Consider the following 24,326-nt stretch of genomic DNA (forward strand, 5'->3'; position numbering starts at 1 on the left):
GCTGTTTGCTCTCGCTGTTTGGTGCATGCGGAACTCAAACAATAGTCCGCATGCATAAAGTTTACACTTTCGAACCGAACTACTGAACCAAACGGAACGTGTCGCGGGCAATAACCAGTTCTTCGTTCGTTGGAATGATCAGTACTTCTACCTTTGAATTTGCAGTTGTAATCCGACGAGGCTCGCCAGAACGAATAGCATTCAACGATTCATCCAGCTCGATACCGAGGAATGTCAATTGCTCCAACACTCTCTTACGCAGAACGATGGAGTTCTCGCCTACACCTGCTGTAAATGCAATTACGTCTACCCCGTTCATTGCGGCAGCATACGATCCAATGTATTTGCGCAGACGGTATTCATACATTTCGAATGCCAATGTAGAATTAGCTTCGCCTTTTTCCATACCTTCTGTGATTTCCCGCATGTCACTGCTGATACCAGAGATAGCTAAAAGTCCACTATGCTTGTTCAACATGGAATTGACTTCATTGACAGTCAATTCTTCTTTGTTCATGACATAAGGTACGATTGCTGGGTCCAAATCACCACTACGAGTACCCATCATAAGACCTTCCAATGGAGTCATACCCATGGAAGTATCAACAGACAAACCGCCTTGAACTGCTGTTACACTACCACCATTACCGATATGACAAGTGATAATCTTCAGGTCTTCCAAAGGACGACCAAGGAATTTGGCGGCTTCCTTACTTACAAAATCATGGGAAGTGCCGTGGGCACCGTAACGACGAACCTTATACTTATTGTACAACACTCTTGGAATGGCGTACATATAAGCTTTTTCAGGCATAGTTTGATGGAACGAGGTATCAAATACCACAACCTGTGGTACATCTGGCATATTCAATTCAGCCGCTTTAATCCCCATCATGGAAGCAGGGTTATGCAGTGGCGCCAGGTCAAACAAGCGACGGATTTCACTCTTCGCTTCAGGCGTTACAACTGCTGACTGTTTGAAGATTTCGCCTCCATGAACCACACGATGGCCCACAGCCTGAATTTCACTAGTACTGGAGATTACACCATGTTCAGCATCTGTGAGTACGTTCAGCACTTTACGGATGGCTGTAGTATGTTCCAAAATCTCGCTAACTTCAGTGTATTCTTCTTTATTGGTTGGCTTATGCGTCAGAATGGAGGAATCCATACCGATGCGCTCTACCAATCCTTTTGCCAGAACGGACTCGTCCGTCATATCATACAATTGGTATTTCAGGGAAGAACTCCCTGCATTGATTACGAGAATTTTCATATCCGGTCACCATCCTTGTCGTACTTAAAGAAGCCTTCGCCCGATTTCACGCCCAGATTACCTGCACGCACCATTTTCTTCAGTACGATGGACGGACGATATTTCAATTCGCCGAATTCACGGAACATACGCTCCAGAGCAGCCAAAACGGAATCCAGACCAAAGCGGTCAGCCATTTCCAAAGGGCCGCTTTGGAAGTTATATCCGATTCGCATAGCGTCATCGATATCATCAGCGGAAGCCACGCCTTCTTGAAGTACATGGGCCGCTTCGTTAATCAGCAGACAGATAATCCGGCTTGTTACGAATCCAGGAGATTCATAAATCATGACTCCTTTTTTCTCCACTATCTCTTCCACGAACATTTTAGTGTTTTCAAATGTATCGTCCGAAGTTTTCAAACCACGAATAATTTCTACAAGATCAATACGGGATACTGGATAAATAAAGTGCATACCAATAACACGCTCAGGATACTTGGTCGAGCTAGCAAGCTCGGTCAGGCTCAGCGTGGATGTATTACTTGCAAGAATAATATTGCTTGGACACACATGGTCTAGCTCTTGGAACACTGCTTTCTTCTCGTCCAGATTCTCTGTAATAGTCTCAATGACCATATCACAGCTGCCGAGCTCCGCCAAATGAATTACTTTTTGAATACGGGATAAGATCAATTTTTTCTCAGCTTGAGTAATTGCCCACTTTTCCAGTTGTTTGTCCAGACTCGTTTCAATCATATTGTAGGCGTAGTCTAGTTTCTCTGGTGTCTGCTCTACCAGCAGCACATCGATTCCTTTGGACGCGAGCATTTCAGAAATCCCCTGTCCCATGGTGCCGCCGCCGATGACGCCGATTTTTTTAAATTGCATGATTCTTTACTCCACCCTTTCCTGGTCACTCTCATATATTGTATCCTTCTTTGTCGAAAAATACATGTTTATGTCCCAATAGATAATAATATCTTAGCACGGACTAAAAGTAAAAAAAAATAACCAGCATAAAAAATTATGCTGGTAATAAAGCATTTTCACTAAATTGACATCTAAATTGGTCTCCAGACAGAGTTTCTTCCTTCATCAGGATGTCAAGTGAGTTGTCGAACACAGGACGATGCTTTTCCAGCAGCTCCGAAGTTCGGGTATGCAGGTCAGCCATTATCTCGCCATTTTCCCGCATGAGTTCTTCTTTGGTTACCATTTCCATGTTAATAATGCCAAGTGAAGTCAAACCGGAAGTCATCATCGTATGGACGATGTTCAGCGCCTGCTCAAAATCATTACTTGAGCCGGTACTGCGACCGCCATAGTACATTTCTTCCGCCGTAGCCCCTGCGAGCGAGATCATAATTTGCTCCTCCAGGAACTGCTTGGTGTATAAATAATGCTCTTGCTGTGGATTGTGGCGCACATAGCCAAGCGCTTTCCCACGAGGGCTAAGTGCTACCTGGCTTACGCTACCGGGACGAACAATTTCGGCCATAATAGCATGTCCTAGTTCATGAATCGCTACACGTTTTTTCTCTTCCAAGGTCGATTCTCGGTCTGTCTTTTCACCCATCATCACTTTGTCAATCGCCATCGACAGATGCTTCTGCGCAATCATTTTCTGATCCTGTCTCATCGCATAGATTGCCGCTTCATTCATCACGCTCTCCAGCTGTGCGCCGGAAAACCCGTAAGATTCCTCAGCAATTTTGTCCAGATTTGCATCTTCCTGAATCGGTTTGTTTTTGGCATGAATTTTTAGAATATGAAGACGGCCCTTCTTGTCAGGCAGATCCACTTGAATATGACGATCAAAACGCCCTGGACGCGTTAAGGCGCTGTCCAGCATTTCTTTACGGTTTGTTGCCGCAATGATCAAAATCCGCGGTGTATCTGCGGAATAAATACCATCCATTTCTGTCAGTAACTGATTCAAAGTCTGATCATATTCTCGTTGCTGTCCACCCTCACGTTTACCACCAATTACATCGATTTCGTCAATAAAAATAATTGCATTTTCCTTCTTTTCCTTGGCTGCACGAGTACGCGCCTCCCGAAACAACTCACGGACACGACCCGCTCCAACACCAACGTACATTTCAACAAATTCACTACCTGAGGCTGCAACAAATACAGAATTAGTGTAGTGTGCCGCTGCCTTCGCCATCAGCGTTTTTCCTGTTCCCGGAGGACCAGTGAGCAAAACGCCTTTTAATGGACGGATACCAAACTTGGAAATTTCATCATGTCGATTCAAAAAATCCAGGGCCTCGCGCAGTTCCTGCTTAGCGCTTTCTTGCCCACCGATTTCCTCAAAAGTCAGCTTGTCCGGACCATTTTTTTTACGTTTACGCTCTTGCCCAGCACCTACGGCCAAACCGCCACGCGCATGCATAAGCATTAACAAGCCGCTGAGCATCACGCCAGCAACCAGAAGAGGGATAATATTTACCCCAATAAAAACGAGAAATATAATGGTTACCGGCACAATGCCGATTAATATTTCCTTAATCCATCTAGGCATTAGGCCATACCCCCATTTGCTGAGATTGACGTGGCAAAACGATAAACTTGGTCGCTTTACCTTCGCTGAGTCGGATATAGACATTGTTCGAATCCATGTCGGTATCAGCTTTGATACCCGTCTTTTTCTTTTTCATCTGCTCAACTGTAGATGAAATTTGAGTATACTTTTTATTTTCCATCGCTTCGGCCACAGGAAACATAGCCTCAGACCACCATTGATTCAGTGCTGAATTGGAACGATCTGCGATATCCAACTTAATGGTGCGGCTGCCAATGATGGATTGTCCTTTTTGCTTAACCACATCGACCAATCTGGCCACATCCGCCTGCGGTTTGAGATCTAGTTTCAATACAACCTGATCCTGTTTAATATCTATTTGAGCGCTTGTCACGCCTGGATATTGAGATACCAGTTTTTCCAGAGGACTTTGCATTGTAACCTGACGGTAAATGAACCATCCCCCAAATAGCAGCAAAGCTGCCAAAACTGCCGCCACAACGATAGGAACTGCACGCAATTTCAAACAACATCCTCCTCTCAAAATGTAAAACCCAGAAGAAACGGGACGAATGTCAACAAACAACCAAATTGCATGATCTTATAGTGATCAGCAATTCTTTTTTCTATCATTTTTGTCTATCACTTATAAAATATAGTATATCATAACGTATATCTAATATCGAAGGCAATGTGTGGAGGAGTTGTGATGAGGCAAAATCTTTGGTTATGGTGGAGGCGAGACGCTGCGTGTAGGATTTGATCTTACGATCGCTGTTGCCACCGGATTTTTTCGATTAGATTCTTATGGGGAAAATCCGGCGGCAAAGGCGAACGCTCCGCTTCTCCAGATTCAAATCCTCCACTCCGCTATTGCCCGCCACAAAGATGAATTTGACCTAGGAGAGAAGATGGATAGGTAAAGATGCTTCACTGGCTTTCAGCCAGCTTTACGGCATAGCAAAACTAAAAGACGTAAATACGAATTTTGTCGTATTTACGTCTTTTTCTTGAGCTTTTAATCATTTACTAGTCATTCATTCCACATTTGCCAATCCTCACACCAGCTCAGTTATTGGGCAAAGTATATTTCACACCCGTCGCTACCCCATCTGAGAAACGATAAAAGGTGTAGTAATGATGACTTCCATCATCGTAAAACAACTGCCACACATATTCGCCATTGAACACACTCGGCTGAAGCCTTACAATTTTTGCACCTGGAAGCTGCTGCTGAATTATTGCCGTCATTTTTTGCTCATCGACTCCGTTCTTCAGCAACTCGGTGTGAACACCGCTATTATCTGCGGCAGGTACGTTAGGTTGTCCTTCCACTTTTTGAAAAGGAACCCACACCATTATATTTTCATTCTGTGCATTTTTCCCCTGAACCACCCAATATACCTGATCCCACACAGACTTCCATGTTTGAGTCGTGCTAACCAGACCAGCTGATTGCTTGGCCTTAATGATAGCGGCATTTTTCTCAGCCACCTGGTCTTGAGTAACATAGGAATAATACCAGAAAATGCTGACCAGGATCAGTATCACGGCCAAAATGGCGACCGCTATCCATTTTTTCTTATTTTTCAAACCTGTGCTTCCTCTCTAAGGGGATGTGACACCTAAATTAGCGCGACAGCAGCCCTTCAAAGGCGGCTTGTGCCTCATGTTTGATACGTTCCTCGTCCATAGTCAGGCATTCGCCGTTTTTCACAACCTGGCGACCGTCTACCCACACATGAGCCACGTCCTTGGCGCTTGCAGAGTATACCGCATGGGAAATAAGATCTGTACGCGGCAAGAAATGTGCCTGATTCAGATCCAACGCGATAAAGTCAGCCTTGTTGCCCGCTGCCAACGCTCCTACTTCTTTTAAACCAATCGACTTTGCACCGTATTCTGTTGCCAGACGCAGCGCTTCACTTGCAGGAACTGCCGTAGGGTCACCGGATACACCCTTGTGAATAAGTGCCGCCAGACGCATTTCCTCGAACATATCCAGGTTATTATTGCTGGCAGGACCATCCGTTCCGAGAGAAACAGTAACCCCTGCACGCAGCAATTCAGGCACTCTTGCCACACCACTTGCCAGCTTCAAGTTGCTACCCGGATTGTGCGAAACCGCTACACCACGTTCAGCCAGTAAAGCTATTTCTTCGTCGTTCAAATGAACGCCATGGGCAATAAGCGAAGGACGGGAGAAAAAGCCAAGCTTATCCAAATGTGCAACTGGACGCAAACCGTAGTCGCGTACGTTTTGCTCCACTTCGGCGATCGTCTCAGACATGTGCGTATGCAGTGGCAAGTCCAGATCATGCGCTGCTTGTACGAATTTTTCAATAAACGCAGGTGGACATGTGTATGGCGCGTGCGGAGACATCATCGTTGTAATACGCCCGTCTGCTTTACCATGCCAGTTACGCGCAAAAGTCACGGCCTCAGCCAGCTTGATTCGCTGTTCTTCTTCCGAGCATAGTCCAATTGCTCCACGCATCAGACTTGCACGAATACCTGACTCTTCAGCTACACGAGCCACCTCATCCATATGATCGTACATGTCCAGGAAGGTCGTTGTTCCACCTTTCAGCATTTCCAGCACAGACAAGGACGTACCCCAGTACACGTCCGTAGATGTAAACTTGGCTTCCATAGGCCACATTTTCTCCTGAAGCCATACTTGAAGTGCCAAGTCATCTCCATGCCCACGCAGCAGAGACATCGCCGCATGACCATGAGTATTAATCAGACCAGGTAAAAACAATAGCCCCTTACCATCGATCGCTTCCGTCTCTTCCTCACCCGCAGGCAAAGTTTCGCCAATATAAGTAATACGGCTATCCTCCACAATCATAAAACCATGGACTACCCCAGCTTCTGATCCATTTACGGCAAAAGAGCCGTTTTTAATCATCCATTTATTCACTGTCATATTGTGTTTCTTCCTTTCCGTCCTCCAAATAATAAGCGAGGCTAAGCAAATCAGTTGTAAAGTCTGTGGCATGAATCCGAATGTTGGCCGGTGCCTTGAGAGTAGTCGGTGCAAAGTTCAGGATCGCTCCAATTCCGCTCTCAATAAGCCTGTCAGCCACGTGCTGTGCTTCAAAATCAGGTACGGTAATAATCCCGATTCGAATGTTTTTTTCTTTCACAGTCGCTTCCAGTTCATCCATCGGTTGAACGACCAATGTATTGATCTTGGTCCCTACCTTATCCGGAAACGCATCAAATACTGCGACAATCTTCATATTGTCTTTTAAATAAGCGTTATAATTCGAAAGGGCTTGCCCCAGATTACCCGCACCGACCAATACGACATTAATTTGCTGGTCGATTTTCAGGATATGGCGTATTTTCTCAATTAGATAAGAAACATCATAACCGATACCCTTCCGACCAAAATCTCCAAAATAGGCGAGATCTTTACGGATTTGGGCCGGGTTCAAATCTAGCCTCTGTCCCAACTCTTGAGAAGAGACCGTAGCCACCTCCCGTTTGTGAAGTGCATTCAGATAACGTAAATATACGGGTAACCTCCGTACGACAGCCTCTGAAATTTTATCTGATTTCATACTTGCTCCCCCTAATTGTAACGAACATACTTAGTGTCCGTCCGTTATGCCTCTGTCTCCGGGGCGGATTGGAGCCATTCGGCGATGCGGGGCACCATTTGCTCCGATGGCATATGCTCCATTTTTGGTCCCGGTAACGAGTACAAAAAGTGCTTTCCGTAATAGGATTCGATCACACGCGTATCGTAAACGATAACGACCCCGTGGTCGCTCGCTGTACGTACTAACCGACCAAATCCCTGTTTGAAGCGAATGACCGCTTGTGGTACAGACAGCTTCATAAATGGATTCTTCTTCTGCTGCTGAAGCAGCTCGCTTTTTGCCTCCAGCAACGGGTGATTCGGCGGTTGAAACGGCAAGCGAACAATGGCCAGACAAGTCAGAGCCTTTCCTGGAATATCGACGCCTTCCCAGAAGCTGCTGGTTCCCAGCAATACAGAAGCTTTGGCTTCCTGAAAACGGCGGGTTAGCTTGCTGCGACTCCCACTGTCCACACCTTGTCCCAGCACAGTAATTTCGCTGGATGCTAAGGCCTCTTTGAGCGGCTCATACACTTGCCGGAGCATCCGATAGGAAGTAAACAGAACGAGCATTCTCCCCCGCGTCGCCTGAGCAGTCGCTCCTAGAGAGCTAACGAGCATATCTACAAAGTGTGCATCTCCTACACTGCCCTTCACGCTTGGGAAATCCCGTGGAATGACCAGCAACACCTGATCCCTGTAATTAAAGGGTGACGGGAGCTGCGAAGTCATCAGCCGCTCTTGATCTGCGGCCTCCTGCAAGCCGAGCTGATCGATCATGTACTGAAACGACTTATCTACCGATAAGGTAGCAGACGTCAGAATAATGCTTCTTTTTTTGTCAAAAAACATTTCTTTCAACTGGCGGCTCACATCGACGGGCACCGCATAAAATTGCAATGATTTACTACGGAATTGCCCACTCGCTTCGAGCCAGTATACGGTTGTTTCATCATCGAGTCGGATAAAAAAGCGCAAATTTTCTCGGATTCCCGCCAAATCCTTGAGCAGACCCGTGATATCTGTAATAAGGCTATCTGCCGCATAATCGTCATGTTCTTCCTTGACGTCCAGCATCAGCTTGTCGCCCTTGCGCAAAATTTCGCTCATCGTTACATATAGCTGATTTTCCAAAGCACCCGCCTGATCCCACTTTGCAGGCTTGGCCGAAGGTTTGAGACGGGAAGAAAACTGTCCTGTTTCACCCGGTGTCGCATCGCTTCGCTCTGGCAACATGCCAAACAGCTTGTCGCTTAGCAGGTCCCAAGTTTCCTTAACCTCTAACACGAGCGGATACATCTGGTCGATGGTTGAAGCCCAATCCGCCGACTTCTCGTGCCCCGATTTTGCCAACTGTTGACGAAGTGAAGGCAGTTGTCCATTCTTGCTGTCTTTGAACAGTCGCGTCAGTGTATGCACGAGTGTGAAATATTTCATATGCATACCTAGGTGCTTACCAGCTACTTCCTCCAGGTGATGGGCTTCATCAATCACCAGATGTTCATAGCTCGGCAACAACTGGTGACTGGCTTTGACGTCTGTGAACAACTTAGAGTGATTCGTAATAACGACATCCGCTATCCCTGCTTCATGGCGTGCACGATGATAATAACATTTGCGGAACCATGGACAAGAACGACCAAGACAGGACTCTGAATCACTCGCCACCGTTTCCCAGAAATCCCCTCCACGGTTGCTCAGATTCAGTTCTTCATCATCACCGGTTTCTGTTAGCGTCAACCAGACGATCATCTGAGCCGCTGTAATTAAGTCTTCCTTCGGTGTCGCGAAGTCTCTTCTGTTTATTTTATGTTCAAACTTACGCAGACACAAATAATGTCCCCGACCCTTGAAAATAGCAGCCCGGAACGGAAACGGAATCACCTTGGTCAGCATAGGAATGTCGCGCTCGCGTAATTGCTCCTGCAGGTTGATCGTATGTGTACTTACCATAACGCGCTGTCCTTTTTTTACACTGTGATACAGCGATGGGAGCAAATAACCGAGAGACTTTCCTGTTCCTGTACCTGCTTCGATCAGCAGATGCTTGTCTTCACTCAGTGCCTGATTTACACCCTCAATCATCTGTATCTGCGCCTCGCGCTCCTCATATTGGCTCAAGGATGAACGCAAATTGTCCCGCACATCATCCATGTACTCCTCAAAGGAAACACCTGAAAGTGGATTCGGGTCATCTTCTCTACGCGGTGCAGCTAGCTCCGTCCAATCTTCCACTTTTAGCGCAAGCTGACGAAAAAACTGATGTCCCTCCAAATCCTGAATAGGATCAAGCTCTTTCTCTTCACGCACCCCATCAAGAAACCATCCAAGGTCACTGTCTTCCTCTGCAAACAAATCACTAAGCCGCTGTATCGTTATCAGAGGTAATGCTTGAAGCTCACCCAGACACTTTAAAAACACCTCAGCGGTAGCCAACGCGTCGCTGTCTGCTTGGTGAGGGCGATCATGCGCCAGCCCGAACTCAGAAGACACAAAACCCAACTGATACGAAGATAGCGATGGAAACATAATTTTCAGAAAATCCATTGTATCCAAGATTCTTCCGCTAAACGGTAAATATCCGCACCGATCCAGAGCGTTTTGCAAAAAATTAAAATCAAACGCCACATTATGACCGACCAGCACAACATCGTCCAGCATAGGCACGAGCTCCATCATCATTTCTTCAAGTGCAGGAGCATCCTTGACGTCATCGTCTGTAATTCCGGTCAATCCAGTGATAAAAGGTGGAATAGATCTGCCAGGGTTCACATAAGAGCCGTAAACACGGGAAATGCTGTTATCATGATCTATAATTGCAAGTCCGACTTGAATGATGTCATCCGCGGACTGGGTGCCTGTCGTTTCAAAATCCAATACCGCAAATTTCATTCGGGCTTAATCCTTTCTTATGACACTTACAAAAATAATAACTCTATATATTAGCATAGCAGAAGATCGCCTGTTTGGAAATTAAGACAGCCAAAAAAGACGATGCACACGCCGCCTGAGGAGGTGGGCATGCATCGTCTTACTCGGTGTCTGACAACTACATCCAGGTCATCATGGAGCTGTCGTATCGAAGCATTTCGGTACCGGACAAACAGGCTTCCATATTGTGCAGCGGCTCGGGTAACGCAGGATCGAACTGATGTGCGAGAGCAAAACATTTTTGCGCCTCCTCTACGTCAGCCTGCTTTGCCAACAGACAGCCTAGCGCATTATAGATGACCGCCTTTAGTCCTGCCTGCTCAGTCAGGTCCAGCACCTTCTGAAAATGGAATACAGCCTCTGCTGGATCATCCAGTTGAAAATAGGCCATTCCCATATACATGCGACTCTGCCAGCTGTTCGGAAAATGCTGTAGTACCTGCTCAAATTGTTGGATCGCCTCAGGGTACATAAGTAATCGATAATACCCTTGCCCCCGATTAAAAGCTGGCAGCTCTTTTTCAGGCAGCTCAGTGTCAGACATATCGGTCTCTGCGGAAAATCCGGCCGCACGCAAGCAAACCATTTTTTCCTCAAAGGCCAGCCACTCATCCATAATTCCGTCACTCATTCTCCGCAGCAGACTCCAGTGCTGTAGCAGCTCCTGCCTGCGGGAGCCCTGGGCTGATGGGTAATGCTTCACGATATCATCTAACATGCTGTTCATTTCTGCGAATACATGCTGGAACATGTGCATCCCGCCCTTATGAAAGATGGATTAATACACTCACATTTTTCGCTTAAAAGACGGGTTTCATCCGCACTCCCATTCATTACATGATCGTCGCGTGTACTTCTTTGTTCATCGTTTGGGCTGGTTTATTATGTTCATCAACAAATACCACTGTTGGTTTGTATGTTTTGGCCTCTTCATTCGACATGGAAGCATAGGAAATAATAATGACTGTATCACCAGGCTGCACCAAACGGGCTGCCGCACCGTTGAGACAGATCACTCCGCTCCCACGCGGTCCGGGGATAACATAGGTTTCCAGTCGAGCTCCATTGTTATTGTTTACAATTTGAACCTTTTCATTCTCCAACAGATCCGATGTCTCCATGAGATCTTCATCTATAGTGATACTCCCCACATAGTTCAGGTTAGCTTCCGTAACGGTAGCGCGGTGAATTTTGGATTTCATCATGGTTCTAAACATGGGAAAGCACCTCCGCCTTCTGTATTCTTATATTGTCAATCAGTCGGGTATTGCCAAATTTCACAGCCAGCGCTACGATGACGTCTTCCTGAACATCACATAGCCGTTGCTCGGGAAGAAGGGGCTCCAGACCGGGAAAAGTTAATATTTCAATGTAATCAATGTCTGCTAAAGGAGAGGAAGTAATGGTGGACTCCACCATTTGATGTAGCTGACGAATCGTAATTGTGTTTGTTACAATATCTTCGCTCACTTCTTGCACCTTACGCAGTGACTGGGACAGCACCAACGCCTGCTCGCGCTGTTCTGCACTTAAATACACATTACGGGAGCTGAGGGCCAAACCATCCGCCTCTCTGACGATGGGACAAGGTACGATAGTCACGTTCATATTGAGATCAGTCACCATCTGCTGGAGCACAGCAACCTGCTGCGCGTCCTTCATTCCAAAAAAGGCCAAATCAGGACCTATCATGTTAAAAAGCTTGGCTACCACCGTAGTCACACCATCAAAATGGCCGGGACGGGAGGCACCGCACAAGCGATCTGTCAAAGCGGATACACGAATTTTGGTTTGGGTTGGTTGTGGATACATTTCTGCTACAGTTGGCAAAAATACAATATCCACGCCCTCGCGCCGTGCTACCTCCAAATCACGAGCTTCATCGCGGGGGTAGCTTTCCAGATCTTCATTCGGTCCAAATTGAATCGGATTTACGAAAATGCTAAGCACCACCGTATCTGCCATTTCACGCGCCTTGTGCATCAAGCTCGCATGTCCTTCATGCAGGTATCCCATTGTTGGTACAAAGCCGACTTTATGTTGCTGTAAAGAAGCAGAATCGTTTATTGTTTTTGCTCCGTTTGTCCCAAGCTGCCGACGTTCAGCAATAATCTTGCGCAGCTGAGCCACTTCTCTTACGATGATCATGACCGAGATTCCACCTTTTCCTTAGCTTGTTCCTGTGTCGTTCCTTTTGCCTTACCGTATAGGGATTCCACAACGCGGTCATCCGCGCTGAACACATGCTCTGCGGCCGGAAATGCCCGCCCTTTCACATCACTCACATACTGCTCAATGCTGCTGCGGATCAAGCCGCCTACATCGGCATAGGTTTTAACAAAGCGTTTGCTGAAATAAGGCGATGCGTACTGAATCAGATCGTGATAAACAAGTACCTGACCGTCACATCCACGTCCAGCACCAATTCCAATGGTTGGAATGGAAAGCTCTTTAGAAATCGCTGTTGCCACTTCCTCAGTTACCAATTCCAGTACAACGCCAAAAGCACCCGCCTGCTCCAGCGCCTTGGCGTCAGCCATCAACCGGCGTGCGTCCGCTTCGTCCTTGCCTTGAATGCGATAGCCGCCAATTTGATTAACCGATTGCGGAGTAAGCCCGATATGTCCCAATACAGGCACACCTGCCTGAACAGTTGCTTTTACGACATCGGCAATTTCAGCTCCGCCCTCCAATTTAACAGCATGCACATGTCCTTCCTGCATCAGACGGCGGATGCCCTGAAGACTTTCTGATACGCTGCTGTGATATGTCATAAAAGGCATGTCCGCTACGATAAATGTATGTTCCGCGCCTCTTGCGACTGCCCGGGAATGGTACACGATATCATCCAAGGTTACAGGGATGGTTGAATCGTAACCAAGAACTACGTTACCCAGCGAGTCACCTACGAGAATCATGTCAATTCCCGCCTCCTCGGCTATTTTAGCTGATGGATAATCATAGGCGGTCAGCATACTGAGCGGAATGCCCTCTTGCTTCATTTTTTTCATTTTCACAATATTCAGTGCTTGTTTTCCTGCCATTGCGAATGGCTCCCTTCCATCTTTTTTTGGCACAAAAAATAACCTTTTATGAACGCCTGTACATCTGCGTCATCAAAAGGTCCGAACAGCCAAAAAAGACACTCATTTTGAGATCGTCCCTTCTGTCTCGGTCCTGTTCGGCTCAGAGCAGAATCCAACGTAACCTTCAAATGAAGTTATGATGGTCTTACAAACTTGCTAAAGTAGAGCATGTGCCCCTGGAGTGCAGCTCGGACCGTCCGATGCCGCCTCCTGCACAGTATAACAAAAAACATCAGCTTTTTCACGTGAAGTTTTGCACAGAGAATAGAACGATTTCGGTCGTTTTCATAGCTAAGGTCGCTTCTATAATTGTATATCCCCTGAAATGACCTGAATTCGCTCTCCCTGATCCGTTTCTATCACGAGTGCCCCGGAAGGGTCCAAGCCAACAGCTGTACCTTCTACAGTTATCCCTTGTCCGGTATGTGCCCGTACACTACGGTTCATAGTCACGGACAAAGCCTCCCACAGCATGGCTATAGGCTGGAACCCCTGCTCGGCATACAACTTACTTAGCTGTTCCATCTCTTCCAGCACTGAGGCAATCAGCACAGTACGGTCAATTTCACGCCCTGCTTCTATTTTCAATGACGTTCCCACCTGCGATAACTCTTCCGGGTAATCTTCTTTATTCAAATTTACGTCAATGCCGATCCCTGCAATACAATAGCGAACCCGTTGATCCTCTGTTGCAGATTCCATCAGAATACCGGATACTTTGCGACCATGAATCAGCAGATCGTTTGGCCATTTGATACCAGCCTCCACACCCGTCAGCCGACGAATGGCTCTACACACTGCTACACCTGTAAGTAGCGTTAGCTGGGGGGTAAAAGCCAAAGGCTGGGTAGGGCGCAACACAATGCTCAACCAGACTCCTTTGCCACGAGGTGAATACCACTTCCGCCCCAGACGTCCCCGACCTGCCGTTTGTTCCTCTGCAAGCACTACTGTCCCCTCTGGCGCGCCCTCTTCTGCCAAACGCATGGCATCCTGCTGAGTGGATACCGTCGAATCCAGTACAACGATACGCTGGCCAAACGATTGGGTATTTAATATATCGGCCAATTTGGAGACTTCTAGCCGATCCGGTCGGGATATCAACCGATAGCCCCGACGCGAGGAGGCATCAATATTGTAGCCCAACTCACGCAGTTTGTTGATCTGCTTCCATACTGCTGTTCGGCTAACCGAGAGCCGTCGGCTGATTTCCTCCCCTGATACGTAATCGGATGTACCTTCCTCCAGTATGCCTAACAATCTTTCATGATTATTCACTACTCATCACCCGTTTCGCTTCCTGAAGCAATGTTTCTGTTTCATTCGGAATATCTCCACAGGCAACAGCTTGTAAAAGCTGTTCCATCATCTGACCCAGCCAAGGTCCGCCTGGTCGATTCATCGCCTGAACCAGTTCATTTCCTGTAATATTTAAATCTTTGATACGAACGACTACAGCCTGCTTTGTCCACAAGCTTGCCAGTTTGGCTGTTTTCGCCACATGCTTTTCTACCCATGGCGGTAATCCGCGGAATGAAGCAGGCAGTGTCTTGTAAAGATCAAGCCAGTCTGAAGCTGTATTCTTTCCCAGTCTAATTAGCAGTCGAATCCAGCTACGACGCAGTGCCTCATCGTTGATGATGTCAGACTCCTCCGTAACGGAGTCGCCAGCTATGACACCAGTACTGTAGATTAATTCGGTCTCCCATTCCAGCAAATGAACCAGCCGAAGCCGTACCGCATTGGAGAAGGTCCAAGCTCTTAGTAGCTCGTCCGCTACCTCTGAGGTAAGTCTACAAGACATTAAGAGCAGGCCCCACCGCAGTTCTTCTTGCAGTTGAACGATCCCCTTGAGCGCTTGTGCTTCACATTGCTCCCAGGGAACCGGAACCTTTGTACAGCCGAGCAATCCGCTACGCCCCAGCATCTCCAACCCACGTAAAGGGTCAGGGCCCGCCAGCATCTTTTCCAGCTCGACCCGCACACGTTCCATGGCTATGTAACGAAGTCCCTCTCTGCGCCGAATCATACCTTTCCAGGTATTGAATGCAACGCGGAACCGAAATACAGAGGCAAAACGGATGCAACGCAGCATCCGCAACCCGTCCTCCTCAAAGCGTTCCTCGGCTCGGCCTACACAACGAACGAGAGCAGATCGTAAATCGGCTTCTCCCCCAAACGGGTCCACCCGCTCTCCGTGTTCTGCCATCGCAATCGCATTCATAGTAAAATCCCGTCGCATCAGATCCTCACGGATATCCTTCACGAAGGCAACTTCCGTTGGACGGCGGTGATCGGCATAACCGCTTTCCGTACGAAAAGTGGTCACCTCGAACGCATGACCACCCTGCATGACCGTAACCGTCCCATGCTGAATCCCTGTCGGAATGACGTGAGGGAATAGCGCTATGACCTGTTCAGGCTCAGCCGAAGTGGTCAAATCCATATCATGAATAGCTCGTCCTAATAGCTCATCCCGCACACAACCACCGACCCAGTAAGCTTCGTGTCCTGCTGCTGTTAGTGTATGTATGACCTCTCTACCATGAAGAGCCATCTCTTGGTCAGCATATTGCCAAGTATTTGTATTCACAGGGTTTCCCCCTTTGCAAGTATTCAATATAAAAAACGGACGCGAGTCCGCCCCCTTAAACGCTGATCGGTTTAAGATCCGGCACCTCGCGTCCCAACACACGGTAATATATCTCTTCATATTGACGGGTAATCAGCTTATCACAGAAAACTGTACGGGCGCGTGTCAGACACGCTTCACGGAAACGTTCCGCCATCGCTTCATCGGACAACAGCTCTACTGCATAATCAGCCATTGCCTCCGTATTACCGATTTCAGCAAGATACCCTGTAGTTCCATGCACAACGAGTTCAGGTACTCCCCCTGCCTGAGAACCGATAGTCGGCACTCCACAGGCCATTGCTTCCAGCGCAACCAGACCAAAACTTTCTTTTTCCGAGGGAAGCAGCAGTACATCTGCCATAGAAATCACTTCTGCGATCTGATCCTGCTTACCTAAAAAGAAGACCTTGTCTTGCAGACCTAAAGTCTCGATTTTGCAACGGATTTTTGGAAGATCCGGTCCTTCCCCCACCAACAGAAGCTTCGCAGGTACTTTACGTTGCACTCTTTCAAATATATCCAACACATCTCCCACCCTTTTGACAGGACGGAAATTGGAAATATGCATCATTATTTTTTCATGCGGTTGGGCAAAATCACTTCTAAGCGCAGCGGCATCTCGTGGATAATATACCCGTTTATCTACAAAATTGTAGGTTAAATCAATAGGCCGTGTAATTTCCAACGCATCTATCGTCTCCCGAATCAAATCCTTGGAAACCGCTGTCACAGCGTCACTTTTGTTAATAGCCAGCCGAATCAGGTCCTTCAACGACTCATCCTGTGCCAACACGGTAATGTCCGTACCGTGCAAGGTGGTTACCACCTTCAGATGATCACCCACCATTTCCTTCGCCAAGTAAGCGCATACTGCATGTGGTACCGCATAATGAACATGGAGTACGTCCAAATTCTTCATTTGTGCGACTTGGGCCATTTTGGTCGCCAGTGACAAATCATATGGCGGATATCTAAACACGTAATAATCGTTAACTTCAACCTCATGATAAAAAATATTTTTCTGGAACGCCCCGCCTAATCTGAACGGAATGCTATTGGCAATAAAATGGACCTCGTGCCCTTTTTCTGCCAGCAACTTACCCAACTCAGTAGCCACTACGCCGGAGCCACCCAGCGACGGATAACAGGTAATTCCAATTTTCAGTTTGTCATTCAAGCTAAGCTGCCTCCTTCCGCCCATCAGTGATAACTTTTCTACCGATTTATTTTAACATTCTGCAAAATGCTCAAGTATAGAATTCTTATGTCAGGATTTTGCAAAATTCGATTCCAATCGCTCCGAAGTACAAGATATAGACAAACTAAACCATTTCGATCTATATCTTATCATTGGAAGTCGCTTATTGGATTTTTGCAAAATCCTTATGTGAATAGCTTAACCAGGTATGGCGTTTTGGACGCAAAGCCTTCTGCATACGAAATCAGTTTGCGCTGACCCAACAACGAGTCACGAGCTTTTACGCGTTCCATATATCCCTGATTTAATGGTGTGGATACCGTATCCTTTCCAGGCGCTGCCTGAAATTGCGAAGCATAACTCAACAACGACTGTTCCTTGGCTTCATAATGCTCGGTAATATCCACAATCAAATCCGTTCTGCCAATATCATTAATAAAATAAAAATATAATTGCTCTACCTGTACCGCAGGATTTTCTGGCATAAAACGTCGCAACTTGGCGTTAAATACAGCTTCCTCCACCAACTTGCTGCACATGACATGGTCTGGATGCCGATCCTCCCAATAAGGAGCGAATACAACTTTCGGTGCATGGCGTCGAATTTCTGCTGTAACTGCAGCTACATGTTCAGGAGTGACATTTAATCCACGATCAGGCAGACCCAAATTCGTACGCACAGCAAGCCCGAGCACTTTCGAAGCATGTTCAGCTTCTGACATACGAGTATCCACATCACCATTGGATGACATTTCAGCCCGCGTCAAATCGCACACGCCCACCTTTAAACCAGCGGCTGTATGCTTGGCAATCGTGCCACCCATTCCTATTTCTGCATCGTCGGCATGGGCTCCGAAAATCAGGATGTCCAGCGTCATTTTACATCACCCTGCTGGTCAATGCCCGGTTTATATTTATGTACCAGCTCACGCCAAGCAAAATCGCCACGGTCTAGTGCTTTGACCAGTATTTCAGCAGTTGCAACGTTAGTTGCCAAAGGGATCCCCTGCACGTCACACAAACGTAACAAGGCGCTAATGTCCGGCTCATGCGGTTGTGCCATGAGCGGATCACGCAAGAATATAATCAAGTCCATGTCATTTTGCGCAACCATAGCCCCGATCTGCTGATCTCCTCCAAGCGGCCCGGACATGAAACGGTGAATTTGAAGCTTGGTTTGCTCCATAATGCGCAGACCTGTTGTACCTGTTGAAAATAATTGGTGATCTGTAAAAACATGCTCATAGGCCGTTATGAAATTGACCATTTCATCCTTTTTTCGGTCATGCGCTATAAATGCAATCTTTAACATTCAAAGTTCCTCCTGCCTCATTCTATAATTTCATTCGTCAAATCATTCGCGTATTCTTAATCGATGTAATGCTCAAATCCATATACAAGCCCTGGCTGCTCCATGACCTTCTGAATACCGATTTTAACACCAGGCATATAGCCCGCCCGTTCATAAGAATCCTGACGAATTTTCAGAGATTGTCCAAACCCTCCGAATATAACTTCTTGCTGTGCGAACACACCGGGAAGACGGACACTGTGAACACGGAACCCTTGATAGTAACCCCCCCGTGATCCTTCTAACGTTTCTTCCTCTTCCGGGTTACCCTGTCGTAACTCTTCACGCTGTTCGGCGATCAGTTCTGCGGTCTTAATGGCTGTGCCCGATGGCGCGTCCAATTTTTGGTCACCATGATATTCGATGATTTCCAGATGTGGGAAGTATTTCGCTGCCTGAGCCGCAAACCGCATCATCAAAATGACTCCAATCGAAAAGTTTGGCGCGATCAGACCGCCAATCTGCTGCTCACGACACTGCTTGTCCAGTTCATCAATCTGTTCGGGGGTAAACCCTGTCGTTCCGATAACCGGACGAACTCCATGCTTGATAGCAAGCGCTGTATGTGCGTACGCAAAACGCGGCCCCGTAAAATCGACCATGACATCCGCACGACTCTCCAGTAAAGCCTGCTCCACATCCTCCACAATAGCGATACCCGCTTCCGGTAGTCCGACGAGAAGGCCGGCATCACTGCCGGCATGTGTTCTGTTCACTGCGGCCACAAGCTGTAGTTCCTCATCCTGAAGAACCAATTTGATAACTTCACGGCCCATACGCCCTGCTGCTCCTACAACAGCCACTTTTATTGGTTCTGACATATCCCTACAACTCCTTATGCATCCATTTGTGTTAGATCTGTTCATTCATCTGCTGGCATAACTTCTTCATGAGGTTGGCAAGCTGCACATTGTGAGGAAACAGTGCAGCCGCCTCACGAGCAGCCTGCACAGCCAGCTTATACTCATTCAATTCGTCATAAATCAATGCGAGCAGCAAAAAAGCATCCCCACATAACGGATCGAGGGCTATTGCTCGTTCCAGTAGTAAAATCGCATCCTGACGCACCTGTGGCGTAGCTCTGTCAACATCCAGCATTTTTCTGGCCTTCTCCGTATGCTGCCTGGCTTCCTGCGCATGCAGATGGAGAATATATTCATCCTGCTGTGGAGCGAGACGAACCGCATGCTCTGCATATGCAAGAGCCTGCTCCAAACGACCACTGCGAGCATAGGTAACCGAGCACCGGAAATAATGCTCCGCATGATCAGGCTGGGCTGAAATTGCTTTTTCAAACCATTCCACGGCCTGCTCAAAATCGTTCTGCAAAATGCACTGATAAGCTTTCTGAACGTATTCCTCCGCCTTCATGACACTGCACCTCCGGGTAACCGGTTTGGTACAGCATATGTACAAAACGCCTAATCGGTGTCCTTTTTAGTCCAGCGATTCGCGTCACGCGTGTTAAATTTTTGCATGACCTTATCATGAGCCTCGGTCAAATTTATACCTAGTGAGTTCGCAAAGCAAACTGTGATGAACAAAATGTCCCCCAGCTCCAGCTCAATGGAATTGTCCGCCTCATCCGTTTTTTTCGGTTTCTCGCCAAAGGAGTGATTAACTTCCCTCGCCAGTTCCCCGACTTCCTCAGACATCCGGGCCAACATCGCCAAAGGGCTAAAATACCCTTCCTTAAATTGAGATATATACTGGTCTACCTCACGTTGAATTTCATCTAATGATTTTTCCATGAAACACGCAATCCCCCCATGTGCAGGTTTATTCATATGTTATCGTAAAGCACATTTTAAAACAAATTTTTTTTAATTGTGTACTTATGATCCCAACTTACAGTCATCAGTCTTTTAAAGCTACCGTAAAAAGGTATACTACATATAAGGAGCTGCGATTTAGCAAAATCAGCATGAAGTCGTTCTTCCTTAAACTGCTACTGCGAGGGATTATATGAAGATATCCAAGTCCATGGAACAGCTTAAAATGATTTTATCCATTGTGCTCGGGACCGCCATTTATGCATTCGGTCTGCTTTATTTTATTATACCCAGTAAACTGATGGAAGGAGGTATTACAGGGATCACCCTGCTGCTTAATTATGCTTTTTCGATTTCACCCTCTCTCTCCACATTACTTCTGAACATTCCTTTATTTTTAATTGGTTGGAAAATGCTTGGGGGCAAGCAAATTCTATATACAGGGGTAGGTATCGGGTCGCTCACTTTTTTTCTGTGGTTATTTGAAAAAATGATTCATTTCGGATGGATGGGAACGTTTCAGACTGAACACGATTTTATACTTTCTTCATTATATGCAGGGGTTACGCTTGGGGCCGGGTTAGGTATTGTGTTCCGCTTTGGCGGCACCACGGGCGGCTCGGATATTATCGCTCGTATTCTAAACCGGAAGTTTGGCTGGAGTATGGGAAGGATTCTGCTGGTCATTGATATTGTCATTATCGGTGCTTCACTACTTTACATACCAAAAGAAAAAATTCTATATACATTAGTCGCCGTGTTCATCGCGTCCAAGATTATTGATTTTATACAAGAAGGGGCCTATTCCGCCAGAGCCTTTATGATTATCAGCGACCACACGATGGACATTGCGGATATTATTATTAGGGACATGGATCGCGGAGTTACTATTATTCCGGCTGTAGGTGCATTTTCCAAGCAGGCCAAGCATGTTGCCTATTGTGTCGTGCCTCGTCAGGAAATACGACGTTTGCACCAAATTGTTAAATCGGTTGATCCACGGGCGTTTATTATCATACAGGATGTGCATGATGTACATGGAGAGGGGTTCAAAGAGGAATAGCCCGGAAATCCGGGCGATGGGCTAACCTATATGGATGGCTCAGCAGCCAACGACGCGAATGTTTGAATTTTGCATCGTTATCCAGAGAGACCAGCTCGATATTTACGATAACCTGCATAGACCAGCGCCAGCAGAACAATCATGCCGATTGCCAATTCTGCCCGGCGCTCACTTTCACGCGGGATAAATGGCGCCAGGGCAGTGGCGTCTTTTTCACGTCCAAACAAGGCATTAAACGTCGGATTCCCCTGATCCAACGCCCCTCTAATCGCTGAGGCATCTGCATTTTGCTGATCCCCCAAACCTTTGACGTAGGAAATCCATGAGTCAGCCCGGACAACTTCACTTGTTCTGCCATGAATCAATGCTGCTGTACGGATCGTCTCATAGTGGTCCTCCAGCACTGCGGCTCCAGCTTTGAAACCCTTCATGTTACCTTTAGCAAACTGGCTGTTCAAGCCACTAACATCTTCTTTTAAAATCTTATAATACTGCTGCCATAAAGGCTGACGCGGATGTGCAAGCGCATCGGTCGCAAGTCGTAAATTGGCCGCAGCCTTCACCCACTCATCCGGTGATGCTTGGACGGACTGTGTAGCTTGCTGCACCTCAAGGATGCTGCCGGACAAAGCATGAATGGCCTCTACAGATAACGCTGCCTGCACCTGTCCGGTGCCAAACCATCGACTCACCTCGGCTACATCCGCGCGCGCTTTTTCAATGTTCCCGTCCATGACATCCCGGTACAGTATCGCAGCTGCATGATCTAGTTCCTCAATTTCTTTTGTATTTCCTATGGGTTTTGACTGATCACGCGCTTCTGCCACACCTGGAGGGACGCAGACAGACAGCAGCAGGACCATAGATAAAACAACACTCGAAACAATACGTATCATAATTTGAAACGCCTGACCCCTAAACATGGGACATCCCTCCTCACCTTACTGTATGGCAAGGTTACCGGGACTAGAACTTGCTTTAGGACGAATCGTTTGAAGCCGGGTTATGCCCGGGACAAAATAGGAAACATTCGTTGGTTTTCTTTACATGTGTTTTGATCTTTAGTTTTATAAAATAGCGTCGTATCTTCCTGTTTCAACAGAGAAATATTGCAGCCTTCCTGTTCTCTTGGTGTAAAGCCAAAAACAACCTTCTTCGTTTCTTGTTTCGTTACCGCTGACAGTATGATATCCATAGGAATTTCGCCCGTTCCATAAATATCGTAACAATTCATCGTATCCCCTTCAAAATCTGCAACCACAATCGTATCGTATTGAGGTATATACCAAAATTTATCTTTAAAAAACGAGATGGCATAGAATAAGACCAGCCATTCACTACTTTTCGCAGCAAAAAGTGAATACGGATTTAATCTAGCACTTTTATTTTTGAGTAAATTTAAATCCGACTGCTCTTCCATGTTCAATTTCTCAACTTTAATGTCTACGTTGTTTGCGGTTACTTTCCGGTTTAATTGATATTCTTGTACCGAAACAAACCCGAATTTAGGGTAAAAATTCTTCACACTATCATTTGCGAACAAATACATAGCATCACAGTTGCCCTGCCAATCTTCTAATACACGTTCTATTAAAAACCGGCTCAACCCTTGATTTCTATAGTTGGTATCCGTCATTACAGTTCCGATTTGGATACACTTTCTCATTTCACTCGACAAACAAAAATCCATCAGACTTATAGATACATTAGCCACAACAACCTCCCCATCTAAAAGTACGTAAGGGATATATTTATCATTCCAAAAGCCCAATTGATACCAAGCCTCAAAATCAAAACCAAAGCTTTGTTTGGCTAATTGATTAAAGCTCTTTCTTATTTTAAGATCATCACGGATTCCTTTTTTAAATATATATTCTTTTTGGTTTATAACAATATTCATCTCTATTTCTCCACTTCTACTCCCTTTCGATTGCGCCCAAACATGGCAAGCCATGTCGCTATGATACTGACAAGGGTCAGCATATAGGTAAAAGCACGCACTTGCGGTACATCATCCGTTAGCGTCTTCGGAAGATACGGATATATGCCAAATGTATAATCCATCGTATCATTTAACAATGTCCAGAGTGCAGCTAGGCATAAAGCAGTCCATTTGCAGGTGAAAAAACGCACGAACAGTAACACTTCGACCGCCATTGCCGTGTGAGATGCCACCAGCATCCAATCCTGCCATATCATGTGTCCCCCCTGCGCGACTCCCCAAAAAATAATAGCCGAAGCCCAGATGCCATATTTTACACTCGTGACAACAGCCAACGCCTCCATGATCTGGCGAATGACCTTTAAGCTCTTGAGATGCGGAGAATAGAGCAAAAATGCTATAGAGATCGTAAAAAACAGACTCGCCGTCGGACTATCAGGCACAAATACAATCTGCCACAACGGGTGATAATTTAGTGTATATTCCAACTGCCCCCCATACCATATGTACCCATACACTGTTCCCACAAAATTACACCAGAACAGCAGCCACAAAAAAGGCCGGCTCGTCAAGAACGACCGGCTCCACAAATAAGATAACGACACGTCCTTCATCCTCCGTTCATACGACAGTTACCTTGTACAGGCTCCATCCTACAAAGACTATATCATATCCAAGCGTATCAAAAAAACCTGACCGCCGCTACAGTCAGGTTTGATGATTATAATCTCGAACTAACGATTTGTCTGAAATCCAACTTAGGGTTCCTAAAATTGTTCTAACTCATTGCTTTCAGCTCATCCGTAAGATGACGAAAAGCTACTTCATCTCCGGAGGCTAGCGCCTCATCAATATCCTTGTAGAGTTTTTCACTCCGGTGTTTACGTAATGCCTCGTCCAAAACCATCTCAGCAGACAGGCCCAACATTACTTCATAAGTAACCTTCATTTTATCCATAGGATGCACCTCCA

25 protein-coding genes are annotated in these 24,326 nt (G+C 46.5%); 1 reads left to right on the forward strand and 24 read right to left on the reverse strand.

Annotated features, from left to right (window positions below; all coding sequences use genetic code 11):
* Window positions 1-79 precede the first annotated feature (79 nt).
* The 20 genes from MKX30_RS03040 to MKX30_RS03135 all read right to left on the reverse strand — a co-directional run bounded on the left by MKX30_RS03040 (window position 80) and on the right by MKX30_RS03135 (window position 20,328).
* Window positions 80-1,276 carry an acetate/propionate family kinase gene (locus MKX30_RS03040; protein ID WP_023989129.1) on the reverse strand — a complete coding sequence of 399 codons (1,197 nt, stop codon included), beginning with the start codon at window positions 1,274-1,276 and terminating at the stop codon, window positions 80-82.
* A complete protein-coding gene (locus tag MKX30_RS03045; protein WP_023989130.1) occupies window positions 1,273-2,145 on the reverse strand; it encodes a 3-hydroxyacyl-CoA dehydrogenase family protein in 873 nt (290 codons plus the stop codon). The genes MKX30_RS03040 and MKX30_RS03045 overlap by 4 nt, the downstream gene beginning before the upstream one ends.
* A 136-nt stretch (window positions 2,146-2,281) precedes the next feature.
* Window positions 2,282-3,784, reverse strand: a complete 1,503-nt coding sequence (locus tag MKX30_RS03050; protein WP_023989131.1) for an AAA family ATPase — start codon at window positions 3,782-3,784, stop codon at window positions 2,282-2,284.
* Window positions 3,777-4,310: a hypothetical protein gene (locus tag MKX30_RS03055; RefSeq protein WP_023989132.1), complete on the reverse strand. Its 534-nt coding sequence runs from the start codon at window positions 4,308-4,310 to the stop codon at window positions 3,777-3,779. Before MKX30_RS03055 ends, MKX30_RS03050 begins: the two co-directional genes overlap by 8 nt.
* Window positions 4,311-4,852: 542 nt before the next feature.
* A complete protein-coding gene (locus MKX30_RS03060; RefSeq protein WP_076159301.1) occupies window positions 4,853-5,377 on the reverse strand; it encodes a cell wall elongation regulator TseB-like domain-containing protein in 525 nt (174 codons plus the stop codon).
* A 37-nt stretch (window positions 5,378-5,414) separates the two neighbouring features.
* On the reverse strand, window positions 5,415-6,716 hold the full coding sequence (locus tag MKX30_RS03065) for an amidohydrolase (RefSeq protein ID WP_053325662.1): 1,302 nt from the start codon (window positions 6,714-6,716) through the stop codon (window positions 5,415-5,417).
* Complete coding sequence (locus MKX30_RS03070) at window positions 6,703-7,356, reverse strand: redox-sensing transcriptional repressor Rex (protein ID WP_013310684.1); 654 nt, start codon at window positions 7,354-7,356, stop codon at window positions 6,703-6,705. The genes MKX30_RS03065 and MKX30_RS03070 overlap by 14 nt, the downstream gene beginning before the upstream one ends.
* 44 nt (window positions 7,357-7,400) lie before the next feature.
* Window positions 7,401-10,268 (reverse strand): ATP-dependent DNA helicase DinG, encoded by a 2,868-nt coding sequence (gene dinG, locus MKX30_RS03075; protein WP_053325663.1) that lies wholly within the window; start codon window positions 10,266-10,268, stop codon window positions 7,401-7,403.
* A 157-nt stretch (window positions 10,269-10,425) separates the two neighbouring features.
* The gene (locus tag MKX30_RS03080; RefSeq protein WP_316243895.1) at window positions 10,426-11,058 is read right to left on the reverse strand and encodes a tetratricopeptide repeat protein; all 633 of its coding nucleotides are present in this window, start codon (window positions 11,056-11,058) and stop codon (window positions 10,426-10,428) included.
* An 82-nt stretch (window positions 11,059-11,140) separates the two neighbouring features.
* Window positions 11,141-11,524, reverse strand: coding sequence for an aspartate 1-decarboxylase (gene panD, locus MKX30_RS03085; RefSeq protein WP_013371641.1), 384 nt, complete (start codon window positions 11,522-11,524; stop codon window positions 11,141-11,143).
* Window positions 11,517-12,455: a pantoate--beta-alanine ligase gene (gene panC, locus MKX30_RS03090; RefSeq protein WP_023989138.1), complete on the reverse strand. Its 939-nt coding sequence runs from the start codon at window positions 12,453-12,455 to the stop codon at window positions 11,517-11,519. The genes panD and panC overlap by 8 nt, the downstream gene beginning before the upstream one ends.
* Window positions 12,452-13,351 carry a 3-methyl-2-oxobutanoate hydroxymethyltransferase gene (gene panB, locus MKX30_RS03095; protein ID WP_341062436.1) on the reverse strand — a complete coding sequence of 300 codons (900 nt, stop codon included), beginning with the start codon at window positions 13,349-13,351 and terminating at the stop codon, window positions 12,452-12,454. Before panB ends, panC begins: the two co-directional genes overlap by 4 nt.
* Before the next feature lie 345 nt (window positions 13,352-13,696).
* Window positions 13,697-14,671 (reverse strand): biotin--[acetyl-CoA-carboxylase] ligase, encoded by a 975-nt coding sequence (locus MKX30_RS03100; RefSeq protein WP_341062437.1) that lies wholly within the window; start codon window positions 14,669-14,671, stop codon window positions 13,697-13,699.
* Window positions 14,664-15,986, reverse strand: a complete 1,323-nt coding sequence (locus MKX30_RS03105; protein ID WP_341062438.1) for a CCA tRNA nucleotidyltransferase — start codon at window positions 15,984-15,986, stop codon at window positions 14,664-14,666. Before MKX30_RS03105 ends, MKX30_RS03100 begins: the two co-directional genes overlap by 8 nt.
* Window positions 15,987-16,041: 55 nt before the next feature.
* Window positions 16,042-17,205 carry an N-acetyl-alpha-D-glucosaminyl L-malate synthase BshA gene (gene bshA / locus MKX30_RS03110; RefSeq protein ID WP_023989143.1) on the reverse strand — a complete coding sequence of 388 codons (1,164 nt, stop codon included), beginning with the start codon at window positions 17,203-17,205 and terminating at the stop codon, window positions 16,042-16,044.
* 206 nt (window positions 17,206-17,411) lie between these two features.
* On the reverse strand, window positions 17,412-18,104 hold the full coding sequence (gene bshB1 / locus MKX30_RS03115) for a bacillithiol biosynthesis deacetylase BshB1 (protein WP_341062439.1): 693 nt from the start codon (window positions 18,102-18,104) through the stop codon (window positions 17,412-17,414).
* On the reverse strand, window positions 18,101-18,538 hold the full coding sequence (mgsA, locus tag MKX30_RS03120; RefSeq protein WP_023989145.1) for a methylglyoxal synthase: 438 nt from the start codon (window positions 18,536-18,538) through the stop codon (window positions 18,101-18,103). The genes bshB1 and mgsA overlap by 4 nt, the downstream gene beginning before the upstream one ends.
* A gap of 56 nt (window positions 18,539-18,594) precedes the next feature.
* Window positions 18,595-19,398 carry a 4-hydroxy-tetrahydrodipicolinate reductase gene (gene dapB, locus MKX30_RS03125; protein WP_023989146.1) on the reverse strand — a complete coding sequence of 268 codons (804 nt, stop codon included), beginning with the start codon at window positions 19,396-19,398 and terminating at the stop codon, window positions 18,595-18,597.
* Window positions 19,399-19,429: 31 nt separating this feature from the next.
* Window positions 19,430-19,948 carry a tetratricopeptide repeat protein gene (locus MKX30_RS03130; protein WP_023989147.1) on the reverse strand — a complete coding sequence of 173 codons (519 nt, stop codon included), beginning with the start codon at window positions 19,946-19,948 and terminating at the stop codon, window positions 19,430-19,432.
* A gap of 50 nt (window positions 19,949-19,998) precedes the next feature.
* Complete coding sequence (locus tag MKX30_RS03135; protein ID WP_023989148.1) at window positions 19,999-20,328, reverse strand: nucleotide pyrophosphohydrolase; 330 nt, start codon at window positions 20,326-20,328, stop codon at window positions 19,999-20,001.
* A gap of 214 nt (window positions 20,329-20,542) precedes the next feature.
* Here MKX30_RS03135 and MKX30_RS03140 point away from each other — a divergent pair, with 214 nt between their 5' ends.
* Window positions 20,543-21,412, forward strand: coding sequence for a YitT family protein (locus MKX30_RS03140; RefSeq protein ID WP_023989149.1), 870 nt, complete (start codon window positions 20,543-20,545; stop codon window positions 21,410-21,412).
* A 77-nt stretch (window positions 21,413-21,489) separates the two neighbouring features.
* Here MKX30_RS03140 and MKX30_RS03145 read toward each other — a convergent pair whose 3' ends face one another.
* From MKX30_RS03145 to MKX30_RS03160, 4 genes are all read right to left on the reverse strand, one after another.
* The gene (locus tag MKX30_RS03145; protein WP_023989150.1) at window positions 21,490-22,335 is read right to left on the reverse strand and encodes a sporulation protein YpjB; all 846 of its coding nucleotides are present in this window, start codon (window positions 22,333-22,335) and stop codon (window positions 21,490-21,492) included.
* A gap of 80 nt (window positions 22,336-22,415) precedes the next feature.
* Entirely contained in the window at window positions 22,416-23,312 is an 897-nt protein-coding gene (locus tag MKX30_RS03150; protein ID WP_264453641.1) for a GNAT family N-acetyltransferase, read from the reverse strand.
* A 2-nt stretch (window positions 23,313-23,314) separates the two neighbouring features.
* Window positions 23,315-23,959 carry a DUF1405 domain-containing protein gene (locus MKX30_RS03155; protein ID WP_264453640.1) on the reverse strand — a complete coding sequence of 215 codons (645 nt, stop codon included), beginning with the start codon at window positions 23,957-23,959 and terminating at the stop codon, window positions 23,315-23,317.
* A gap of 173 nt (window positions 23,960-24,132) precedes the next feature.
* Window positions 24,133-24,312 (reverse strand): IDEAL domain-containing protein, encoded by a 180-nt coding sequence (locus tag MKX30_RS03160; RefSeq protein WP_013371655.1) that lies wholly within the window; start codon window positions 24,310-24,312, stop codon window positions 24,133-24,135.
* Window positions 24,313-24,326: the final 14 nt, after the last annotated feature.

Origin of the sequence: Paenibacillus sp. FSL P2-0173 (genome assembly GCF_038008045.1) — a bacterium.
Taxonomy (GTDB): Bacteria; Bacillota; Bacilli; order Paenibacillales; family Paenibacillaceae; genus Paenibacillus; species Paenibacillus polymyxa_B.

Excerpts from the sequence above, each read along its gene's own strand:
- MKX30_RS03040 (WP_023989129.1), bottom strand. The coding sequence starts at position 1,276 with ATGAAAATTCTCGTAATCAATGCAGGGAGTTCTTCCCTGAAATACCAA.
- MKX30_RS03045 (WP_023989130.1), bottom strand. The coding sequence starts at position 2,145 with ATGCAATTTAAAAAAATCGGCGTCATCGGCGGCGGCACCATGGGACAG.
- MKX30_RS03050 (WP_023989131.1), bottom strand. The coding sequence starts at position 3,784 with ATGCCTAGATGGATTAAGGAAATATTAATCGGCATTGTGCCGGTAACC.
- MKX30_RS03065 (WP_053325662.1), bottom strand. The coding sequence starts at position 6,716 with ATGACAGTGAATAAATGGATGATTAAAAACGGCTCTTTTGCCGTAAAT.
- MKX30_RS03070 (WP_013310684.1), bottom strand. The coding sequence starts at position 7,356 with ATGAAATCAGATAAAATTTCAGAGGCTGTCGTACGGAGGTTACCCGTA.
- dinG (WP_053325663.1), bottom strand. The coding sequence starts at position 10,268 with ATGAAATTTGCGGTATTGGATTTTGAAACGACAGGCACCCAGTCCGCG.
- MKX30_RS03080 (WP_316243895.1), bottom strand. The coding sequence starts at position 11,058 with ATGTTCCAGCATGTATTCGCAGAAATGAACAGCATGTTAGATGATATC.
- panD (WP_013371641.1), bottom strand. The coding sequence starts at position 11,524 with ATGTTTAGAACCATGATGAAATCCAAAATTCACCGCGCTACCGTTACG.
- panC (WP_023989138.1), bottom strand. The coding sequence starts at position 12,455 with ATGATCATCGTAAGAGAAGTGGCTCAGCTGCGCAAGATTATTGCTGAA.
- panB (WP_341062436.1), bottom strand. The coding sequence starts at position 13,351 with ATGGCAGGAAAACAAGCACTGAATATTGTGAAAATGAAAAAAATGAAG.
- bshB1 (WP_341062439.1), bottom strand. The coding sequence starts at position 18,104 with ATGACGCTGGACATCCTGATTTTCGGAGCCCATGCCGACGATGCAGAA.
- mgsA (WP_023989145.1), bottom strand. The coding sequence starts at position 18,538 with ATGTTAAAGATTGCATTTATAGCGCATGACCGAAAAAAGGATGAAATG.
- dapB (WP_023989146.1), bottom strand. The coding sequence starts at position 19,398 with ATGTCAGAACCAATAAAAGTGGCTGTTGTAGGAGCAGCAGGGCGTATG.
- MKX30_RS03130 (WP_023989147.1), bottom strand. The coding sequence starts at position 19,948 with ATGAAGGCGGAGGAATACGTTCAGAAAGCTTATCAGTGCATTTTGCAG.
- MKX30_RS03135 (WP_023989148.1), bottom strand. The coding sequence starts at position 20,328 with ATGGAAAAATCATTAGATGAAATTCAACGTGAGGTAGACCAGTATATA.
- MKX30_RS03140 (WP_023989149.1), top strand. The coding sequence starts at position 20,543 with ATGAAGATATCCAAGTCCATGGAACAGCTTAAAATGATTTTATCCATT.
- MKX30_RS03145 (WP_023989150.1), bottom strand. The coding sequence starts at position 22,335 with ATGTTTAGGGGTCAGGCGTTTCAAATTATGATACGTATTGTTTCGAGT.
- MKX30_RS03150 (WP_264453641.1), bottom strand. The coding sequence starts at position 23,312 with ATGAATATTGTTATAAACCAAAAAGAATATATATTTAAAAAAGGAATC.
- MKX30_RS03160 (WP_013371655.1), bottom strand. The coding sequence starts at position 24,312 with ATGGATAAAATGAAGGTTACTTATGAAGTAATGTTGGGCCTGTCTGCT.